Source organism: Streptomyces shenzhenensis (assembly GCF_021462265.1).
GTDB lineage: Bacteria > Actinomycetota > Actinomycetes > Streptomycetales > Streptomycetaceae > Streptomyces > Streptomyces shenzhenensis.
The window spans coordinates 41,967-59,553 of record NZ_JAJONF010000011.1 but is presented as its reverse complement, the minus strand read 5'-3'; the positions used below and the strand labels follow the sequence as shown (position 1 = coordinate 59,553).

Sequence of the window (17,587 nt, the reverse complement as noted above, 5' to 3'; positions counted from 1 at the left end):
CGGAGGACACCCTCCCCGTCATGCCCCGCCCGGAGCTGGGAGGAGGCTGGGAACCACCTGCGAAAAGGTGGACCACAGCCATGAGCAGTCTGGGGTCCGAGTTCGCCGACCGGGTGCTCGGCGGCCGGCTCGGCCGGATCGCGGGCCACATGCTCGGCAAACCGGTCGAGCGGGGCGACCTGTGGACCCGGGAGCGCATCGACGGCCATCTGCGGCGGGCCGCCGCCCTGCCGCTCACCGGCTACCTGCCCGAGCCCGCCGACGAGAGCGACGCGCTCGCGCTGCGCCCCGAGTGGCGGCAGTGCGTGCGCGGGCGGATCCACGGCAGCTGCCGTGACGACGACGTCGACTACACGATCCTCGGCCTGCACCTCCTGGAGACCCACGGCTTCGGCTTCAGCAGTGAGCAGGTCGGCGAGCTGTGGCTGCAACGGCTGCCGTACCTCCAGACCTTCACGGCGGAACGGGCCGCCTACCGCAACCTCGCCCTCGGGCTGAAACCGCCCCTCACCGCCACCCACGACAACCCGTACCAGGAATGGATCGGCGCGCTGATCCGCGCCGACGTCTTCGGCTGGACCTGCCCCGGCGCCCCGCGCCAGGCCGCCGCCCTGGCCCGCCGCGACGCGGTGCTGTCGCACTCCGGGAACGGCGTACTGGCCCGCAGGTGGGTGGTAGAGCCAACGCTGAGCTGGCTCTCCCGCTCACGCGCCTCAACCGCGACCACGAACGCCGCCCCGACCACCACGCCCAGATGGTGTGGCGGGCCGCCGTGATCAGGCTGTCCCGGCACCTGACCGGGGACGCTCCGCACTGGCCGGAGAAGCGTCCCAGCCGACTGCCCGCGTCAGCTCGACCCCGTTCACCGGCGCCGCAGCAGCCACCACTGCGGCGAACACCTCCGCATACAGGCCGATGAGCACCTCCTCCCCCATGGCCGGCCGCCACCCCCGGCGGCCTCTCGCCATGCCCCGCGCCAAAGCCGCCCGATCCCACGGCAGCAGCCATCTCGCCACCAGACGGCACAGAAACCGGCGTATTCACCGGGCTCTCCCCGGCCAGCACCGACACGAGCTCCTCACGCCCCTTTGCCACAACGCACTCAGTCGTCCAAGACGCCGTCGAGCAGTCCTGCACCGGCCCGTACAGGCCGCGCGAATCAGACTGCCGACAATCGCCCTGCGAGGCCCAGACGACCCCTGTGACTTCCCTGACGCTCACCGGGGCGCTTCCGTGTGTGCGCTCAGGTCAGCGCAGGCCGTCTGTGTCGTCGTGCTCTTCGCCGACTGGGAGTGGCCGACGGTCGCCCCCCGGGTCCTTGCTGCAGATGACTGCGGAGACCGCGCCGTCGTAGGCATGGTTGAGGCCGTTGCCGCTTGTGCCGAGCATGTTCTCCCGGAGCTGTCGGGAAATGAGTGAGATGCGTGTCGGGTCAAGTTCCCGTTGACGCTGCGGCCATGACATAGCGGGCGAGTCCACAAGGGTCGACGGGGCGGACGGGGAGCGGCTCGCTGTGGTGGCCATGCCGGTCGAGAGAAGTGCCGGAGGATGGAGCAGACAAGAATGGAAGGGCTTCCACGTACGCGGTGACATGATGGGGCAAGTGATGAATGAGGTCTCGCGGTCGGGACGGCCGACGCTCGACGAGGTGGCCGCGCTCGCCCAGGTCTCCCGCTCCGTCGCGTCCCGGGCACTCAACAACGCTCCGCATGTCAGCCGCGCCAAACGCGAGGCAGTAGAGCGGGCCGTACGGGAACTTGGATACGTGCCGAACCCCAAGGCCCGGGCGCTGGCCACGCGCCAGGCGGGAGCAGCGGCACTCGTCATCTCGCAGCACGATCCCTCAGTGCTCGCGGACCCCTTCTTCGGACAGGTCATCGCCGGAGTCTCCAGTGTCCTCGAAGAGGCCGACCTGCATCTCATGCTCTGCCTGGCCGCCTCCGACCGGGCCCGAAAGCGGGTCGGGGACCTGCTGCGGTCCCGCGGCGTGGACGGCGTGATGATGATGGCGCTGCACGCCGACGACCCCCTGGCACACCTGGCAGCGGAGACGGATCTGCCGGTCGTCTTCGGCGGACGCCCCGGAGGCGCCGACCCGCGCTGGTACGTGGACATAGACAACGTCGCCGGCGCACGGCGCGCCACCGAGCATCTGCTCGCCGGCGGGCGCACCGACATCGCCACCATCTGCGGGCCTCTGGACACGGAGGTGGGCCGTGCACGCTACCAGGGGTACCGGGAAGCGCTGCTGCTCGCCGGGAGGAGACCGCACGCCCCCGAGACCGGGGACTTCAACGAGCCCAGCGGGGCCTTGGCCATGGCCAGGCTGCTCGAGAATCATCCCGCCGTGGACGGAGTGTTCGCAGCGAACGACAACATGGCGGCGGGGGCCCTGCGTGCACTGCGCGCAGGCGGCCGCTCGGTTCCGGACGACGTCGCCGTCGTGGGCTTCGACGATCTCCCCGTGGCGCAGATCGCACACCCACCGCTGACCACCGTTCACCAGCCGGTCCGTGCCCTGGGACGGGAGATGGCCCGCATGCTGGTCGGTGTCATCGAGGGCGCAGACCCCACTCCCCTGCTGCTGCCGTCTCATCTGGTGGTGCGTTCCAGCGCCTGACCGTGCGGACCACCCTCGCGGGATCCCGCACGGGCGGCGGCCATCCCGGAGGATGGCCGCCGGTCAGGTCACGGGTAGTACGGCGTGTACGTGATCGAGGAGACCTTCAGGTAGCGGGCGCCGTCCGCCGTTGCCCAGGTCGAGTTGTCCGGATTGCCCGGCCAGTCGCCTCCCACCGCCGTGTCGACGATGAAGTGCATGCCGGTGCCGGCCGGCGTGGTGTAGGGCTTCGAGCCCGTGATGGTGCCGTCCACCGCGAAGTCGACGTGGTCGGGCCACCACGTGAACGAATACGTATGGAACGCGTTCGTCCACCCCGAGGAGTTGTTCTTCGAGTACTGAGTCTGCCCGTTGTTCTGGTCGTGAAGTGTCTGGTACACGGTGTGGTTGTTCTGGCCGACGATCTCGGCGGCGTCGAACTCGGGCAGCCACGGGTTCAGGTAGGCCGCCCATACCGCCGGGAGCAGCCCGCGTCCGTCGGGCATGTTCGCGGTGAAGCTGTAGGTGCCGTAGCCGTAGAGCGCCTTCGACTCCACGCGACCCGAGTAGTACGTCCCGTCGGCGGCCTTGTATGTCTTGATCATCAGGGTGCCGCCGTCGTACCAGACGCAGTTCGGCGTGTACGTCTCCAGCTCGTTGTTGGCGGTCCACCTCCCGTTGATGACATTCCAGGAGTTGACGGTCTGGGGACTCCCCCAGGAACTGGCATGCGCCGGGTGAGCGGCGAAGGGCAGCAGCAGGCACGCCGTCACCAACGTGACCGCGCTGCGGACCGACGTGAAGAGACCAACTGGCATGGTGAGCTCCGTTGCTCGGCCGTGGAGGCATATTGGAAGCGCTTCCAGCAAAGGTGGCACTTCGCTCCGACGACGGTGAACATGACAGGGCCGTAACTTCCTGTCAAGAGCTTCGACTTCAACTGTTGAACAAGGACGGGCCGATCGCTTCGATGTGTGAGCTCGATTGAACTGAAGGCAGTGCCGAGCCGGACGTTGCGGGTCACCGCGTTCAGCGCGTGAATGCAAAGGTGAGACGACGCGACCGCACGTCTTCGTTCCTCATTCAGCCGTGTACATCATCCACTTCAGTCTTGACACGGGCTCTCGTGCGCTCAATCATCACCCATCTGGAAGCGCTCCCAACCGTGCGCCGCATGGCGGAGAACCGTGAGATTCGAGGCTCCGTCGGTGCAGTCGCCCGGCACACCCACACCTGCGTACTGAAAGGGAGACTCCACCCCATGATCAATGGCAGAGCGCTCCGCCGACTGGCCCTTGCGGCCTGTACGGCGGCCCTCGTGATGACGGGCCTCACCCCCGGCGCCCAAGCCACCCCCGGACCAGCACCGAGCCGAACACTGGGCAGCGGCACACGCTTCTACGTCGATCCACGCAGCGAAGCCGCTCACCAGGCCCTCTCCGACCTGCGGGCCGGCCATCTGGCCGACGCGCGCAACATGGCCGAACTCGCCAGCTGGCCCGAGGCGGTCTGGCTGACCGACGGAACCCCCCAGCAAGTCGGCGATCGCGTCCGAGGCATAGTCCGGGCCGCGAAGGCGACCCGCTCCGTCCCGCTGCTGGTCCTGTACGACGTTCCTGGTCGCGACTGCGGCTCCTATTCGGCCGGCGGCGCGGCCGACTCGGCCGCCTACGACGCCTGGGTGAAGGCTGTCGCCAGAGCCATCGGCACCCACAAGGCCGTCGTCATCGTCGAACCGGACTCACTCGCGCTGCTCCCCAGGGACTGCGGCCCGGATACCGACCCGACAGGTTCGCTCACCACCGCCCGTATTGCCGAGGTCAGATCGGCCGTCGGCACCCTGGAAGCCGACCCGGCGACCTCCGTCTACCTTGACGCCGGCAACAGCAAATGGCAGCCCGTCGGTGAGATCACCGGCCGACTGATCGAGGCGGGCCTGCGACAGGCGCAGGGATTCGCCCTCAACATCTCGAACTACCAGCCGACCGACCAGCTCAACCGCTATGGCACATGGGTGTCCAAATGCGTCTGGTACACCACGGAATCCCTTGCCCCCGCCGGGCGAGCCGACCAGTGTGCCAGCCAGTACTACTCCTCGGCTGCCCCCAACGACGGGCTCCCGGGCGACGCGGTCGAGTTCAACGACCCTTCGACCTGGCACTGGACCGACGCCTGGTACGACAGCAACGTCGGCACACCTCGTACCGACCGGCTCACCCACTACGTCCTGGACACCAGCCGAAACGGACGGGGTGCATGGACCGCCCCGCCCGGCAAGTACACCGACGACGAACCCTGGTGCAACGCCCCGGGCCGCGGAGTCGGCAACCGCCCCACGACGCAAACCGGCGTCCCCTTGGCCGACGCGTACCTGTACGTGAAGACCATCGGCCAGTCCGACGGCACCTGCCACCGCGGCACGGCCGGACCGGGAGACCCCGAGTACGGCGGCGTCGAGGATCCGCCCGCCGGTGCCTGGTGGCCGGACTTCGCCCACACCCTCGCCAGCAACGCCAACCCTCCGCTGACCTCCAACCACGCGCACTGATCACACCGCTTGGCACACCAACCCGGCGCCCCCGGCGTCGGCCCCCGATAACCCACCTGCGGGGAGCTGCACCCCGTTTCGTGGTGCGGAGTCGAACCCGGCCGAGGGGTCTGGTCACTCCTCAGGCGGCACCTGGCCGACTTCGCCGCCGCCGACCTCGCGCACCTCACCCGCGTGATCAAGCGGAAACTGGAGAAGATCCAGTACCGGCCTCACCTGGTCGACGGCTGCCTCCCGCCCACCGGTCTGGCCACGGACGACGGCGCGATCAGACCGCCGGACTCCACGAGTTCAACCTGAGTAACGCAGCATGAGGTGGTTTGACGCCCCCCGGCAGGGCGACGCCGAAGGGCTGGGTCGCCCGTCACACCCGCGTCCTGCTGGGCGGCGGCGTGCAGCAGACCGCCGCCGCACTCGAGGCAGCCGCCCACGCCGCCGGACTGCGTGGCGCCCAGCGCAGGGGCATCGACGAGGCCGTGAACCACCTGGCCGCCAAGGCCGAGCATCTGCGCTGTGACACCGCCCTTGAACGCGGCTGGCCGATCGCCACCGGGATCATCGAGGGAGCATGCCGGCACCTGGTCAAAGACCGCCTGGACATAACCGGCGCCCGCTGGGGCCTGTCCGGAGCTGAAGCCGTGCTCAAGCTGCGTGCCGTCCGCGCCAACGGCGACTTCGACGCCTACTGGGCATGGCACCAGCAGCAGGAGTTCATCCGTAACCACCAGACGCGCTACCGCGACCAGCTCATACCCACCGCCTGATCGACTGCACCCTCATTGGATCTGCACCCAAGAGGAAACGTACCCTCTACCGAGGGCCCCGCGCCCAGACGACCCTGGAACGCCGGCACCAGGTCCACAACCTGCTCAAGAAGGGCATGGGCCTGCTCGAATGCGCCCGCCGACTTCAGCTGGCCCTGAACACCGTCAAACGGTACGCGCGGGCCGACCGGCCCAGGCGGATGCTCCGCGTCCCCGAATACCGCGCCAGCCTCGTCGACCCCTACCGCGAGCACCTGCGCAAACGCCGGGCCGAAGATCCCGCCGTGCCCGTCCAGCACCTCTTCGAAGAGATCAAGGCCCTCGGGTTCACCGGCTGCCTGAACCTCCTGCACAAGTACATCAACCAGGTCCGCGCGGACGCAGACCGCAGCCACATCTCCCCGCGCCGGCTCGCCCGGATGATCCTCACCAAGCCCGACAACCTCATGCCGACGGGCTCTCGCGCTGGATCGTCGAGGTTCGCTCAGCCCGAGCTGCCCCATCTGCACGCCTTCGCCCGGGGCCTGGACCGAGACCGCGACGCCGTGCACGCCGCACTCACACTTCCGTACAGCAACGGCCCCACCGAAGGTGTCAACACCAAGACCAAGCGCATCGCGCGCCAGATGCACGGCCGAGCAGGCTTCTCCCTCCTCCGCCACCGCATCCTCCTTCCGACAGCGCCACCCTCCGTCACCACCGAAAATGAGACAGGGCCGTTGGCTGGACAGACCCGCGGGTGGCGTACAGCGATATCACCATCGGGGACACCGTCATCCCCAAAGGCTCGCGGATCATGCTCATGCTGGCCTCGGGCAGCCGCGATCCGCAGCGCTTCCACGATCCCGACCGCTTCGACCCGGACCGGCGTGACAACCAGCACCTAGGGTTCGGCAGCGGCATCCACTCGTGCTTCGGCGCCCCGCTGGCCCGGCGGGAAACCCAGATCGCGCTGACCGAGCTGGTACGCCGGCTCCACCGCCCCAGGCTGGTCGCCGACCCGCCGCCGTACCGGCCCAGCCCCATTCTCCGGGGTCCGATCCATCTGGACGTCGAGCAGGGTGACGAATGACGCGGCAGCCGGTGGACTCGGCCGTGCTGACCTCGGGCAGCGTCCGGGTGGGGGCCGGGGACCCCGACGTGGCAGCGGCGGCGACGGTCACCAAGCCGGCGGAACGGGCGGTGCGGGACTCGCGAACGACGTAGCGGGTGATCCCCCAGCGGCGCCGGTGCTCGTCGAGCGCGGCCGTGATCTCCCGTTCCGTGCCGACCCACGCGTAGGGGGACACGAGCACGTCGGCTGGGGAGCAGTTCAGCTGCCCGGCGATGCGGTGGGCCGCGGCCTCGGCGTCGTCGGTGACCTCCACCAGCTGGACCAGCGCTTCGCGCGCCGGGGCGAGGCCCGGCTGAGCTGGGAGGACACCCTCACCACCGTCGCCGCCGAGACCGCGGGCCTCGGCTGGATCCACACCGTCCCCAACGCGGCCGTGCTCACCGCCGGGCTGCTCCACGGCGACGGCGACTTCACCCGGACCATCGCCCTCACCGTGCGCGGCGGCCTGGACACCGACTCCAACGGCGCGACGGCGGGCTCGGTGGCCGGGGTGCTGACCGGCGCGGCGGCCATTGCGGACCGGTGGCAGGCCCCTCGAGGACACGGTCCGCAGCGCCGTCTTCGGCTTCGACGGGGCCCGCGTCAGGGACCTGGCGGAGCGCACGGTGCGGCTGGCCCGGACGAACGCGGCCGCCGGGCTGGCTACCCTGCCAGAGTGACCACCACCGACACCTACGCCGCGTACATCGCGAGCCTCCCCCGCGTCCTCGCCGGGGCCGCCGCGCTCTTCCGGGACACCGAGGGACGGGTGCTGCTCGTCGAACCCAACTACCGGGAGGGCTGGGCCCTGCCGGGCGGGACCGTCGAGTCCGACGACGGGGAGACCCCGCGCCAGGGCGCCCGCCGGGAGACTCTGGAGGAGATCGGCCTGGACCGTGAGATGGGCCGGCTGCTGACCGTGGACTGGGTGCACGGCACCGGCCGGCCGCCCATCGTGGCGTACGTGTACGACGGCGGTGTCCTCGCCGACACGGATCTCCAGGCGATCAGGATCCAGGAGGAGGAGCTGCTGTCCTGGCGGCTGGTGTCCCGCGAGGAGATCACCGCCCACCTCCCGGGTGCGCTGGGACGGCGCGTCCTGATCGCGCTGGACGTGGTGACCGAGGGCTCGGGCACCGCCGAGCTGGAGAACGGCGACCGCGTGGGGTGAGCGGGCGGGGTGCGCCGGCGGCCGGGCGGGCCCGGCGATATCCGCTCGCCGCCCGCGCCCGGCCCGTCCTACCCTCGAACACATGACCAAGCCCCTCGTCGCCATTCTCAGCGGCGCCGGTATCTCGACGGACTCCGGGATCCCGGACTACCGCGGCCCGAACGGGCTGTGGCGGAAGGATCCCGACGCCGAGAAGCTCGTGACCTACGAGTACTACATGGGCGATCCGGAGATCCGGCGCCGGTCCTGGCAGCTGCGGCGGAAGAACCGGACGCTGAGGGCCGAGCCGAACGCGGCACACCGGGCCGTCGCCGAGCTGGAGCAGTCGGGGACACCCGTTCGGGTGATCACGCAGAACGTGGACGGTCTGCACCAGCTCGCCGGGATGCCCGCCCGCAAGGTGCTCGAACTGCACGGCACCGCGCGGCAGGTGGTGTGCACGAAGTGCCGGGCGCGCGGACCGATGGCGGACGCGATCGCCCGCGTCGAGGCCGGTGAGGAGGATCCGCCGTGCCTGGAGTGCGGGGGCATCCTCAAGTCGGCCACCGTCATGTTCGGCGAGCGGCTCGACCCGGACGTCCTCGGCGAGGCCCTCGCCATCAGCAAGGCGTGCACGGTGTTCATCGCCGTCGGCAGCAGCCTCCAGGTACAGCCCGCCGCCGGACTCGCGGGCGTGGCCGCCGACCACGGCGCCCGGCTGGTCATCGTCAACGCCGAGCCCACGCCGTACGACGACCGCGCCGACGAAGTCATCCGCGAACCGATCGGCACCGCCCTGCCTCAGCTCCTCCGCGTTCTGGCGCGCCAGAGCGCGTAAGGGGGCTTCGGCCCTTCTGAGCGAACTCGAAGGTTGCCGTGAACCGCGGCGCGTACCGCATCCTGCCGCCCGAAGAAGTCAGGCGAGCTTTTTGAGCTGAGCGTCTACGACGTCTTGGGGGATGGTCGGGGGCTGGATGGGGTTGACGGACATGAAAGTGGCGATGACGGAGTTCTGGCGGACGACCAGGACGGTGAAGGGGATGCTGGGGCCCCTGCCGCCGTCAACGACGACCTAGACGGCGCCGAAAGCGAGGGTCTCGTCGCCGTAGCCGGAAACGGACCGAAGCCGGGTACGGGAGTACCCCAGCCCAGCATCGGGGTGAGCAGCGGACGGGCGCATCTCGGCGGTGGCGCACTTCGCAAGCGCTGCGCGCAGTTCGGTCATCACCCTGCGGGCATCGGCAAGGGTGTAGGACGTCAGGCCGACACTCGCGTGCTGCCCGAGGTCGTCGGAGGTGGACACGACGTCCTGACTGACTTGAGCCGTGAAGTCGTGCAGGCTGCCCAGCTCTGCGGCCGCGTAGACGGGGCGACAGAGGGTGGGGGTGACGGCACGGTAGGCCGTGAGCACGTCGTGGTCCACCGGGCGGCCCTTGCCAGTGACGGTATCGACCGTATAGCCGGGGGGGCGTGCGAGGTCAGTGCCAGGCCGTCGAGGCCCTTCTGGTCAAGCTTCTTCCCGGTCGCGGAGACGGACGATCCGGATGCCTGCTGCGGCGTCGAACTCGCAGGCGAGGCGGACCCGGCAGGCGCAGACTTCTTACGTCCTCCAGCGTCGTCCCCTCTGTCCGCACCGCACGCGCCGATCAGCGCCAGCACCGACACCCCACCCGCCGCCGCGACGCCCCGTCTGCCGAACGCAGAAGCACTCATCATCCACCCCCGGTCCTCCTACTGAGAGCACCCACGTAAGAAGCCCCAGCGCGGGCCGGGACCGAAGTTCACGGGGAGCCTAGCGGGTCAGGCCGAGTGTCCTTCGCCCCCATTGAGATGCGGTACCCGCCCGTCCGTGCCGCCGCCCCGCAGACCCGGGCGTTTCGTTCGGATCACCGGGTCGTTGGTCCGGGAGTGCCGTTGGCTGACGCGCAGTGGACGCTGAGTGAGCCATTGCACCGCGGTAGCACGTACAGCGAGGTGCATCCGCGGCTTACCAAGCCTCCTGTCACATCTGCCGATGCCTTGCGACAGTGGGAATCCGTTAACGCATCCCGAGCAGGGCGCGAGCACGGACTACGGCGGTCCGGCGGTCAGCAACGCCCGAACACGGCATCACAACTCAGCCACATCACTTACACATAATCCGACCAACGATCATGATCGTCGGTATGAGAAAATTCCTCGCCCTCGCCGCAGCGGCCACCGTCCTCACGGCCGGTCTCGTGGGCTGCAGCAGCAACGCCGCACCTGCCAACGCCACCTCTCCCAAAGCCGCAGCAGCTCAGGCCAAGCCCCTCACCGCGCGGATCGCGTTCGACAAGGTCTCCGCCATCGTGAGCACGGCGAAGCTCTCCGGAACCGTCACCGCGGACAACGACCCGAACCACCTGCTAGGCCGCCCGAACCAGTACACGTCGAAGATCACATTCGATGACACGCGGATCTCGGCCGACGACGTCAGCGGCACCGACAAGGGTGACGTCGACCGCGGCGGCGCTATCGAGGTGTTCGGCAGCCCGGCCGACGCACAGGCCCGCGCGAAGTACATCCTGTCCGTCACCAAGTCGCTGCCGATGCTCTCCGAGTACGACTACGTTCATGGCGCGGCAGTTGTGCGGGTGTCCCACTACCTGACCCCGAAGCAGGCCGCTGACTACAAGTCCGCCGCCAACAACCTCGGCTGATGAAGCACCACCTTGGTAGTCCGCCCGCTCGATGAGAGGGTACGGCGTTATTTCTACCAATACCTTGCGACTCCGGGCTCCCCGACTATCGCGGCACGATCGGGCTGTGGCGGGTGGTCGAGCCTGAACGGTCCGGCGTGCCGGTCAGGTTCATCACACAGAACGTCGATGGACTCCACCAGCTCAGTGGTCTTGCCCGGCCGCAAGGTGCTCGAACTGCACGGCAGGGGCGTGGAGCGTCGTGTGCACGAAGTGTCATGCGGGGGGGCCGATGGAGGACACCCTCGCCCGGGTCGCCGCCGACGAAGAGGATCCAACGTGCCTGGAGTGCGGCGGGATCCTGAAATCCGCCACCGTCATGTTCGGCGAACGGCTCGACCCGGACGTCCTCGGCGAGGCCCTCGCCGTCAGCAAGGCGTGCACGGTGTTCATCGCCGTCGGCAGCAGCCTCCAGGTACAGCCCGCCGCCGGACTCGCGGGCGTGGCCGCCGACCACGGCGCCCGGCTGGTCATCGTCAACGCCGAGCCCACGCCGTACGACGACCGCGCCGACGAAGTCATCCGCGAACCGGTCGGCACCAGCCTGCCGAAGTTGCTCGCCCCGCTTCAGTCCGGTCAGAAGAGCCCCGCACCCCGCTCGAAGTCCAGCAGGCGCTGCTTGCGGGGCAGGCCGCCGCCGTAGCCGGTGAGGCTGCCGTTGGCGCCGATCACGCGGTGACAGGGGACGATGATGCCGATGGGGTTGCGGCCGTTGGCCAGGCCGACCGCGCGGGAGGCCTTGGGATTGCCCAGGGCTTCGGCCAGTTCGCCGTAGGAGCGGGTCTCTCCGTAGGGGATCAGGGAGAGCTGTCGCCAGACGCTGCGCTGGAACGGGGTGCCGTTCAGGCGCAGTTCGAGGGTGAACTCCTTCAACTGGCCCTCGAAGTAGGCGGTCAGCTGCTCCTCGGCCTCGGCGAAGAGATCGTCGTCGCGGTCGCCGAAGGTCTCCTCGGGCGGGCGGTGGCGCTGGTCCGCCATGTAGAGACCGCAGAGGGCGCCGTTCTCGGCGACCAGGGTGAGGGGGCCGTAGGGGCTGTCGGTCACGGTGTGGTTCTTCATCATGGCGTGGTCCTCGAAATGACTATACGGGCAGGAAGTTGATCGGGTGGCTGTCGGTCGCCCACAGGTACTGCACGGCGTAGGCCCGCCAGGGGCGCCAGGCGGCCGCGCGTGCGGTGAGGGCGGCCGGGGTGCCGGGCAGGCCCAATTCCTGGGCGGCGCGCCGGATTCCGAGGTCGGTGGGGAGGAAGGCGTCCGGGTCGCCGAGGGCCCGCATGGCGATGACGTCGACGGTCCAGGGGCCGAAACCGGGGAGGGCGAGGAGCTGGGCGCGCGTCTCGGCCCAGTCGCTCTCGACACCCAGGTGGAGGGTGCCGTCGGCCAGTTGACCGACCAGCGTGGTGAAGGTGGTGCGGCGGGTGCGGGGCATCGCCAGCGACTCCGGGGGCACGTCCGCGAGCGCCTCGGGGGACGGGAAGAGGTGGGTGAGACCGCCCTCGGGGTCGTCCACCGGGGTGCCGTGGGCCCTCACCAGGCGGGCCGCGTGGGTGCGGGCGGCGGCCGTGGAGACCTGCTGGCCGAGCACGGCCCGGACGGCGAACTCCGCCTCGTCGGCCGTGCGCGGCACCCGGCGCCCCGGCGCCTTGTCGACCAGCGGCGCCAGGAAGGGGTCCGTGCGCAGCTGCTCGTCGACGGCGACCGGATCGGCGTCCAGGTCGAGCAGCCGCCGGCAGCGGCTGATGGCGACGGGCAGGTCCCGCAGGTCGCTGAGGGTGAGCCGGCAGGCGATGTGGTCGGGCTTCGGGGCGAGGGCGGCGACACCGTGGCCGTACGGCAGCCGCAGGGTCCGCCGGTAGGCACCGTCCCGCCACTCCTCGACGCCGGGTACGGCGGTGGCCGCGAGGTGGCCGAAGAGGTTGTCGGGGTTGAGGGGGGCGCGGAAGGGCAGCCGGAGGGACAGCGTTCCGGGGGTGTTCGAGGTGCTCTTCTTCGGGGCCCTGGCGCGCAGGTCGCTCGGGGACAGGGCGAAGACCTCGCGGACGGTGTCGTTGAAGGCACGGATCGAGGAGAAGCCGGCCGCGAAGGCGATCTCCGCCATCGGCAGCGGGGTCGTCTCGATCAACAGGCGGGCGGTCTGGGCGCGTTGGGCGCGGGCGAGGGCCAGCGGGCCGGCGCCGAGTTCGGCGAGCAGCTGGCGCTCGACCTGCCGGGGGCTGTAGCCGAGGCGGGCGGCGAGGCCGGGCACGCCCTCGCGGTCCACGACCCCGTCGGCGATCAGCCGCATGGCGCGGGCGACCAGGTCGGCGCGCTGGTTCCACTCCGGGGAACCGGGGCTGGTGTCGGGACGGCAGCGCTTGCAGGCCCGGAACCCGGCCTGCTGACAGGCGGCCGCGCTCGGGTAGAACGTCATGTTCCCGGGTTTGGGCGGTACCACCGGGCAGCTGGGCCGGCAGTAGATGCGGGTGGTCAGGACGGCGGTGAAGAACCAGCCGTCGAACCGCGCGTCCTTCGACTGCACGGCCCGTACGCAGTGCTCCCGGTCGAGGTGCATCCCTTTCTGCATGGGTCCAGCATCGGCCACCGGACGTGGCCGGTGCTGGCGGAAATCCGACACGAAGGTGCCCTGACCTTCGGGACCCCGAGGACCGCCGAGGCCCCGGAGGACCGGGGGCCCGGAGACCCGGGGGCCCGGACGCCCGGGGGCCCGGAGACCCGGGGGCCCGGACGCCCGGGGGCCCGGAGACCCGGGGGCCCGGACGCCCGGGGGCCCGGAGACCCGGAGAACCCCAGACCCCGGAGGGCCGGAGGCCCGGAGGCCCGGAGGCCCGGAGAACCCCAGACTCCGGAGGCCTGGAGGCCTGGAGGCCTGGAGGCCTGGAGGCCTGGAGAACCCCAGACCCCGGAGGACCCGAGGACCCCGAGGACCCCGAGGACCCCGAGGACCGGAGAATCCAAGGACTCCGAGGACCGGAGGACCCCGAGGTGCTACGGCCGTCAGGCGAAGTAGTGGTCCTGGTCGAGGTCGGCCAGCAGTCCCGGCTGTGCGGGCTGCCAGTCGTACCGCTCGCGGGTCGCGGCGCCGGACGTCGGGTTGTCGTTGCCGACGAAGGCCGCGAGCCAGCCGAAGTGGCCGGCGGCCTCCTCCGGTGCGAGGGACATGACCGGCACGTCGAGCCGGCGGCCGATGATCTCGGTGATGCCGCGCAGCGGGACGCCTTCCTCGGCGGCCGCGTGGAGCACGGCACCGGCCGGGGCCGTCTCCAGGGCCTTGCGGTAGAGGGTGGCCGCGTCGAAGCGGTGCACGGCCGACCAGCGGTTGGTGCCGTCGCCCAGGTAGGCGGCGACGCCCTTGTCCCGGGCGATCCCGATGAGGGCCGGGACGAAGGCGTGGTCGCCGGCCCCGTGCACGGCGGGGAGCCGGATCGCCGAGACCCGTACCCCGCGGTCGGCCAGGGCCAGGGCGGCCCGCTCCGACTCGGCCCGGTGGGCGCCGGGCGCCGCCGGGTCGGGGCCGTCGGTCTCGGTGCCGAGGCGGCCGGGGGTGAGCAGGCCGGTCACGGAGCTGATGACGAGGGGGCGGCCGGAGCCGGCGAGGGCGTCGCCGAAGGCGGCCAGGGCCGCGAGTTCGGTGCGCAGCGCGCCGTGCAGGTCGGAGAAGTCGTGGACGAAGCCCGTGTGGACCACCCCGTCCGTCGCGTCCGCCGCGACCCGCAGGCCGTCGACGTCGTTCAGGTCGCCGCGGTGCGCCTCCGCTCCCACCTCCTTCAGGGCCGCCTCGGCCGCGTCCGAGCGCGCGAGGCCGAGCACCTGGTGGCCGGCGCCGAGCAGTTCGCGGACGACCGCGCTGCCGATGAACCCGGTGGCGCCGGTGACGAACACACGCATGACAAATCACCTCACGGAGAGTGCTGCTGCTGGGATGACTTCAGCGTGCGCCCGGCCCGTCGCCCGGGTCCAAGACCTGTTCCGCACCCGGTGATGCCGCTGCGGTCATGACCGCAGCTCACGACGGTGGGAGCAGGCGGCTGGAGCAGGCGCCGGGAGTAGAGTCGACGGGTGCCCGATTCCTTCGTACCGCCGGTGGACCTGGAGCTGCGCCTGGTTCGCTACTTCACCGTGGTCGCCGAGGAGCTGCACTTCGGCCGTGCGGCCGACGCACTGCATCTCGCACAGCCGTCGTTGAGCCGTCAGATCCGGCGCCTGGAGCGGGAGTTGGGGGTGCGGCTGCTCGACCGCACGCCGCGCGGCACCCGGCTCACCGAGGCCGGGGAGGCCTTTCTGCCGCAGGCCAGGGAGCTGCTGCGGAGTGCGGCCAGGGCCGCCGCCAGCGCCCGTTCGGCCGCCGCGCACGGCCCGTTCACCGTCGGGTACACCACCCACCAGATCGTCACCCCGGCCGTACGCGAGCTGCGCCACCGCCACCCGGAGGCCGACGTCCGCACCCTGCACGTGGACTGGAACGAACCGCGGTCCGCGCTACGGGACCACCGGGTCGACGTGGTGGTGACCCGCTTCCTGTTCTGCGCCGACGGCCTGGACATCACGGCCCTCTACGACGAGCCGCGCGTCCTCCTGGTGCCGCTCGGCCACCGGCTGGCCGGCAGGGAGTCGGTCACCCTCGCCGACTTCGCCGACGAGCCGCTCCCCCGTTTCACCGGCTCCGACCGGATCGGCGCGAATCCTCCCGGCCACACCAACCTCGGCGCCGTGGTGGAGACACTGGAGGACAAGCTGGAACTGGTCGCGAGCGGTGAGGTGGTGTCCCTGGCGCCGGCGGGGTTCGGCGGCAACCTGCGGCCGGACATCGTCGTCGTCCCGATCGAGGACGCGGACCCCCTCCAGGTGGTCCTCGCCACCCGGACCGGTGACCGGCATCCGCTGTTCCCGGCGTTCCGCCGCGCGGCGGAGGCCCATCTGGTCCCCTCCGGCGCCACCGGGACCGGACGACCGCGTGCGGGCACCGGGGCCGGACGATGAACGGGCCCGGGAGGGTCACGCTGAACGACGTGGCCGCCGCCGTCAGCCCACGCGCGTGTCCGCGGTGTCCGCCGAGTCGTCGCCGCGCACCACGCACAGCGCCCAGATGATGAATCCGGACAGCGCGATCATCACGACGGACCACACGGGGTAGTACGGCAGGGACAGGAAGTTGGCGATGATCACCAACGCCGCGATGGCCACACCGGCGCCGCGTGCCCACGCGGCCGGCTGGAAGAGGCCGACGCTCACGGCCACGGCGATCACGCCCAGGACCAGGTGGATCCAGCCCCAGCTGGTGAGGTCGAACTTGAACACGTAGTTGGGGGTCGTGACGAAGACGTCGTCCTGGGCGATCGCCATGATGCCCCGGAACACCGCGAGCAGTCCGGCGATCATGAGCATGACGGCAGCGAAGGCGGTCAGTCCTCCGGCCCACGCCATCTTGGCGGTGTGCTGGTGCGGGGGGCGCGCGGGATGTGTCGCGGTCATACGGCTGCCTCGATTCGTTCTCGGAGGGGGTGCTCAGCGCCCGTGGGCGGTGGGCACCGAGCCGGAGCGCTCGGCCGGCGGGTGGTTGCCCAGGACCATTGCCTTGGCCCTGCGGAACTCCTCGTCAGAGATGTCACCGCGGGACTTCATCTCGGAGAGCCTGGCCAGTTCGTCCACGCTGCTGGGCTGCCCGGTGCCGCTCTGGGCGGTCTGCCGGATGTACGCCTCGAACGCCTTCTGCTGGTCGCGGGCCTGGGTGATCTCCCGCTGCCCCATGCCCTTCCCGCGGGCGATCACGTAGAGGAGGACGCCCAGGAAGGGGACCACGATGCAGAGGGCCAGCCAGCCGGCCTTGGCCCAGCCGCCCATCGAGTCGTCGCGGAAGATGTCCACGATGACCCGGAAGAGCAGGACGAGCCACATGATCCACAGGAAGAGCCACAACATCGTCCAGAAGGCGCTCAGCAGCGGATAGTCGTATGCGAGGTAGGTCTGCGCACTCATGTACGTCCTCCGTCCACGGCGCCGGCCGGTCGGCCGGGCCCTGCCGTACCAGCGTGCGCACGTCGGACGCCGGGGTTCCTCACCCGGTGCGGGTGATCGTGCGCGGCGCGGTAGCCGCGGCGGCCGGGGTTCAGTTCGTGACCAGCGACGCGTCACCAGGCGGTACCCCCTCCGGGACCGGATGACCTGCCGCCGAGCGGGGGCCGCGGGCGGGCGGGGACTCGGTCGAGGTGGTCACCGCCACCGCTCCCCCTTGTGCGAGGGCCGCGCCGGCGCGGCCGGCCCGGGTCGCGGGTCACCCACGGCGGGTGATCCCCCGGCGTTCCCGGGCGCCGGGGCGGGAGAGGCACCGTACAGGCCCACACCCGAACCGCATCTGGTCGTCGACATCGACGACGACGTCGACGAGCCCCTCACGGGGCCGTTCGAGCGGGACGTCAAAAGGCCGGCGGCCGGCTTCGCCGAGGCGCCGACCGCGGGACTGGCAGGGCATCGCCCGGCCGGACACCGTGGACCCGGCCGCGGTCACCCCGGTTCGGGCAGCCGCCGCATCTCCACCACCCGCAGTCCCAGGGACAGACAGCGGTCCAGCAGGCCGTAGAGCTGTGCCTCGTCGATGAGGGGACCGAACAGGACCGTCTGGCCGGACATCGTCACATGCTCCAGCTCAGGGAAGGCCCGCGTGAGCATGTCCGACATGGTCCCTTCGACGCGGATCTCGCAGTGCATGAGCCGTCTCC

15 protein-coding genes and 7 pseudogenes are annotated in these 17,587 nt (G+C 70.7%); 14 read left to right on the top strand and 8 right to left on the bottom strand.

The genetic code is table 11. The features are described 5' to 3' along the window. Positions 1-80: 80 nt before the first annotated feature. Together LQ326_RS16780 and LQ326_RS16775 are read left to right on the top strand one after the other, a co-directional pair. Positions 81-671: pseudogene (locus tag LQ326_RS16780) on the top strand (ADP-ribosylglycohydrolase family protein); the annotation flags it as partial. A gap of 935 nt (positions 672-1,606) precedes the next feature. Beyond that, entirely contained in the window at positions 1,607-2,620 is a 1,014-nt protein-coding gene (locus LQ326_RS16775) for a LacI family DNA-binding transcriptional regulator (RefSeq protein WP_372496885.1), read from the top strand. A gap of 68 nt (positions 2,621-2,688) precedes the next feature. Here LQ326_RS16775 and LQ326_RS16770 read toward each other — a convergent pair whose 3' ends face one another. Next, positions 2,689-3,417: a glycoside hydrolase family 16 protein gene (locus LQ326_RS16770; RefSeq protein WP_234537445.1), complete on the bottom strand. Its 729-nt coding sequence runs from the start codon at positions 3,415-3,417 to the stop codon at positions 2,689-2,691. Between the two features lie 443 nt (positions 3,418-3,860). Between LQ326_RS16770 and LQ326_RS16765 the strand changes: the two genes are divergently transcribed. From LQ326_RS16765 to LQ326_RS16730, 9 genes and pseudogenes are all read left to right on the top strand, one after another. Then, positions 3,861-5,147 carry a glycoside hydrolase family 6 protein gene (locus tag LQ326_RS16765; RefSeq protein ID WP_234537443.1) on the top strand — a complete coding sequence of 429 codons (1,287 nt, stop codon included), beginning with the start codon at positions 3,861-3,863 and terminating at the stop codon, positions 5,145-5,147. A 105-nt stretch (positions 5,148-5,252) separates the two neighbouring features. Next, a pseudogene (locus LQ326_RS49135) lies at positions 5,253-5,447 on the top strand (IS630 family transposase); the annotation flags it as partial. A 212-nt stretch (positions 5,448-5,659) separates the two neighbouring features. Next, positions 5,660-5,911: pseudogene (locus tag LQ326_RS16760) on the top strand (ISKra4 family transposase); the annotation flags it as partial. 53 nt (positions 5,912-5,964) lie between these two features. Further along, positions 5,965-6,585: pseudogene (locus LQ326_RS48680) on the top strand (transposase); the annotation flags it as partial. Between the two features lie 62 nt (positions 6,586-6,647). Next, a pseudogene (locus LQ326_RS16750) lies at positions 6,648-6,983 on the top strand (cytochrome P450); the annotation flags it as partial. Further along, complete coding sequence (locus LQ326_RS16745) at positions 6,980-7,117, top strand: hypothetical protein (protein WP_234537441.1); 138 nt, start codon at positions 6,980-6,982, stop codon at positions 7,115-7,117. The pseudogene LQ326_RS16750 and the gene LQ326_RS16745, both read left to right, overlap by 4 nt. Positions 7,118-7,308: 191 nt before the next feature. Beyond that, positions 7,309-7,684, top strand: a pseudogene (locus tag LQ326_RS16740) (ADP-ribosylglycohydrolase family protein); the annotation flags it as partial. Beyond that, the gene (locus LQ326_RS16735) at positions 7,681-8,175 is read left to right on the top strand and encodes an NUDIX domain-containing protein (protein WP_234537439.1); all 495 of its coding nucleotides are present in this window, start codon (positions 7,681-7,683) and stop codon (positions 8,173-8,175) included. The pseudogene LQ326_RS16740 and the gene LQ326_RS16735, both read left to right, overlap by 4 nt. A gap of 82 nt (positions 8,176-8,257) precedes the next feature. Further along, entirely contained in the window at positions 8,258-8,992 is a 735-nt protein-coding gene (locus LQ326_RS16730; RefSeq protein ID WP_234537437.1) for an SIR2 family NAD-dependent protein deacylase, read from the top strand. A 234-nt stretch (positions 8,993-9,226) separates the two neighbouring features. On the opposite strand, the gene LQ326_RS16725 is transcribed toward LQ326_RS16730, so the two are convergent. Further along, positions 9,227-9,577, bottom strand: a complete 351-nt coding sequence (locus LQ326_RS16725) for a hypothetical protein (protein ID WP_234537435.1) — start codon at positions 9,575-9,577, stop codon at positions 9,227-9,229. A gap of 742 nt (positions 9,578-10,319) precedes the next feature. On the opposite strand from LQ326_RS16725, the gene LQ326_RS16720 reads away from it, so the two are divergent. Together LQ326_RS16720 and LQ326_RS16715 are read left to right on the top strand one after the other, a co-directional pair. Continuing rightward, positions 10,320-10,835 (top strand): hypothetical protein, encoded by a 516-nt coding sequence (locus LQ326_RS16720; RefSeq protein WP_234537433.1) that lies wholly within the window; start codon positions 10,320-10,322, stop codon positions 10,833-10,835. A 59-nt stretch (positions 10,836-10,894) separates the two neighbouring features. Continuing rightward, positions 10,895-11,517 (top strand): annotated as a pseudogene (locus LQ326_RS16715) (Sir2 family NAD-dependent protein deacetylase). Here LQ326_RS16715 and LQ326_RS16710 read toward each other — a convergent pair. The 3 genes from LQ326_RS16710 to LQ326_RS16695 all read right to left on the bottom strand — a co-directional run bounded on the left by LQ326_RS16710 (position 11,451) and on the right by LQ326_RS16695 (position 14,759). After that, positions 11,451-11,933, bottom strand: a complete 483-nt coding sequence (locus LQ326_RS16710; RefSeq protein ID WP_234537717.1) for a methylated-DNA--[protein]-cysteine S-methyltransferase — start codon at positions 11,931-11,933, stop codon at positions 11,451-11,453. The pseudogene LQ326_RS16715 and the gene LQ326_RS16710 sit on opposite strands and share 67 nt — an antisense overlap. Before the next feature lie 22 nt (positions 11,934-11,955). Next, the gene (locus LQ326_RS16705) at positions 11,956-13,425 is read right to left on the bottom strand and encodes an AlkA N-terminal domain-containing protein (protein ID WP_234537715.1); all 1,470 of its coding nucleotides are present in this window, start codon (positions 13,423-13,425) and stop codon (positions 11,956-11,958) included. A gap of 443 nt (positions 13,426-13,868) precedes the next feature. Further along, positions 13,869-14,759, bottom strand: a complete 891-nt coding sequence (locus tag LQ326_RS16695; RefSeq protein ID WP_234537430.1) for an SDR family oxidoreductase — start codon at positions 14,757-14,759, stop codon at positions 13,869-13,871. Between the two features lie 171 nt (positions 14,760-14,930). Here LQ326_RS16695 and LQ326_RS16690 point away from each other — a divergent pair, with 171 nt between their 5' ends. Further along, positions 14,931-15,851 carry a LysR family transcriptional regulator gene (locus LQ326_RS16690; protein WP_234537427.1) on the top strand — a complete coding sequence of 307 codons (921 nt, stop codon included), beginning with the start codon at positions 14,931-14,933 and terminating at the stop codon, positions 15,849-15,851. A 42-nt stretch (positions 15,852-15,893) separates the two neighbouring features. On the opposite strand, the gene LQ326_RS16685 is transcribed toward LQ326_RS16690, so the two are convergent. The 3 genes from LQ326_RS16685 to LQ326_RS16675 form a co-directional block, all read right to left on the bottom strand. After that, on the bottom strand, positions 15,894-16,343 hold the full coding sequence (locus LQ326_RS16685; protein ID WP_234537424.1) for a DUF7144 family membrane protein: 450 nt from the start codon (positions 16,341-16,343) through the stop codon (positions 15,894-15,896). Between the two features lie 33 nt (positions 16,344-16,376). Continuing rightward, complete coding sequence (locus LQ326_RS16680; protein WP_234537422.1) at positions 16,377-16,847, bottom strand: SHOCT domain-containing protein; 471 nt, start codon at positions 16,845-16,847, stop codon at positions 16,377-16,379. Between the two features lie 525 nt (positions 16,848-17,372). After that, positions 17,373-17,576, bottom strand: a complete 204-nt coding sequence (locus tag LQ326_RS16675) for a DUF8691 family protein (RefSeq protein WP_181809201.1) — start codon at positions 17,574-17,576, stop codon at positions 17,373-17,375. Positions 17,577-17,587 lie beyond the last annotated feature (11 nt).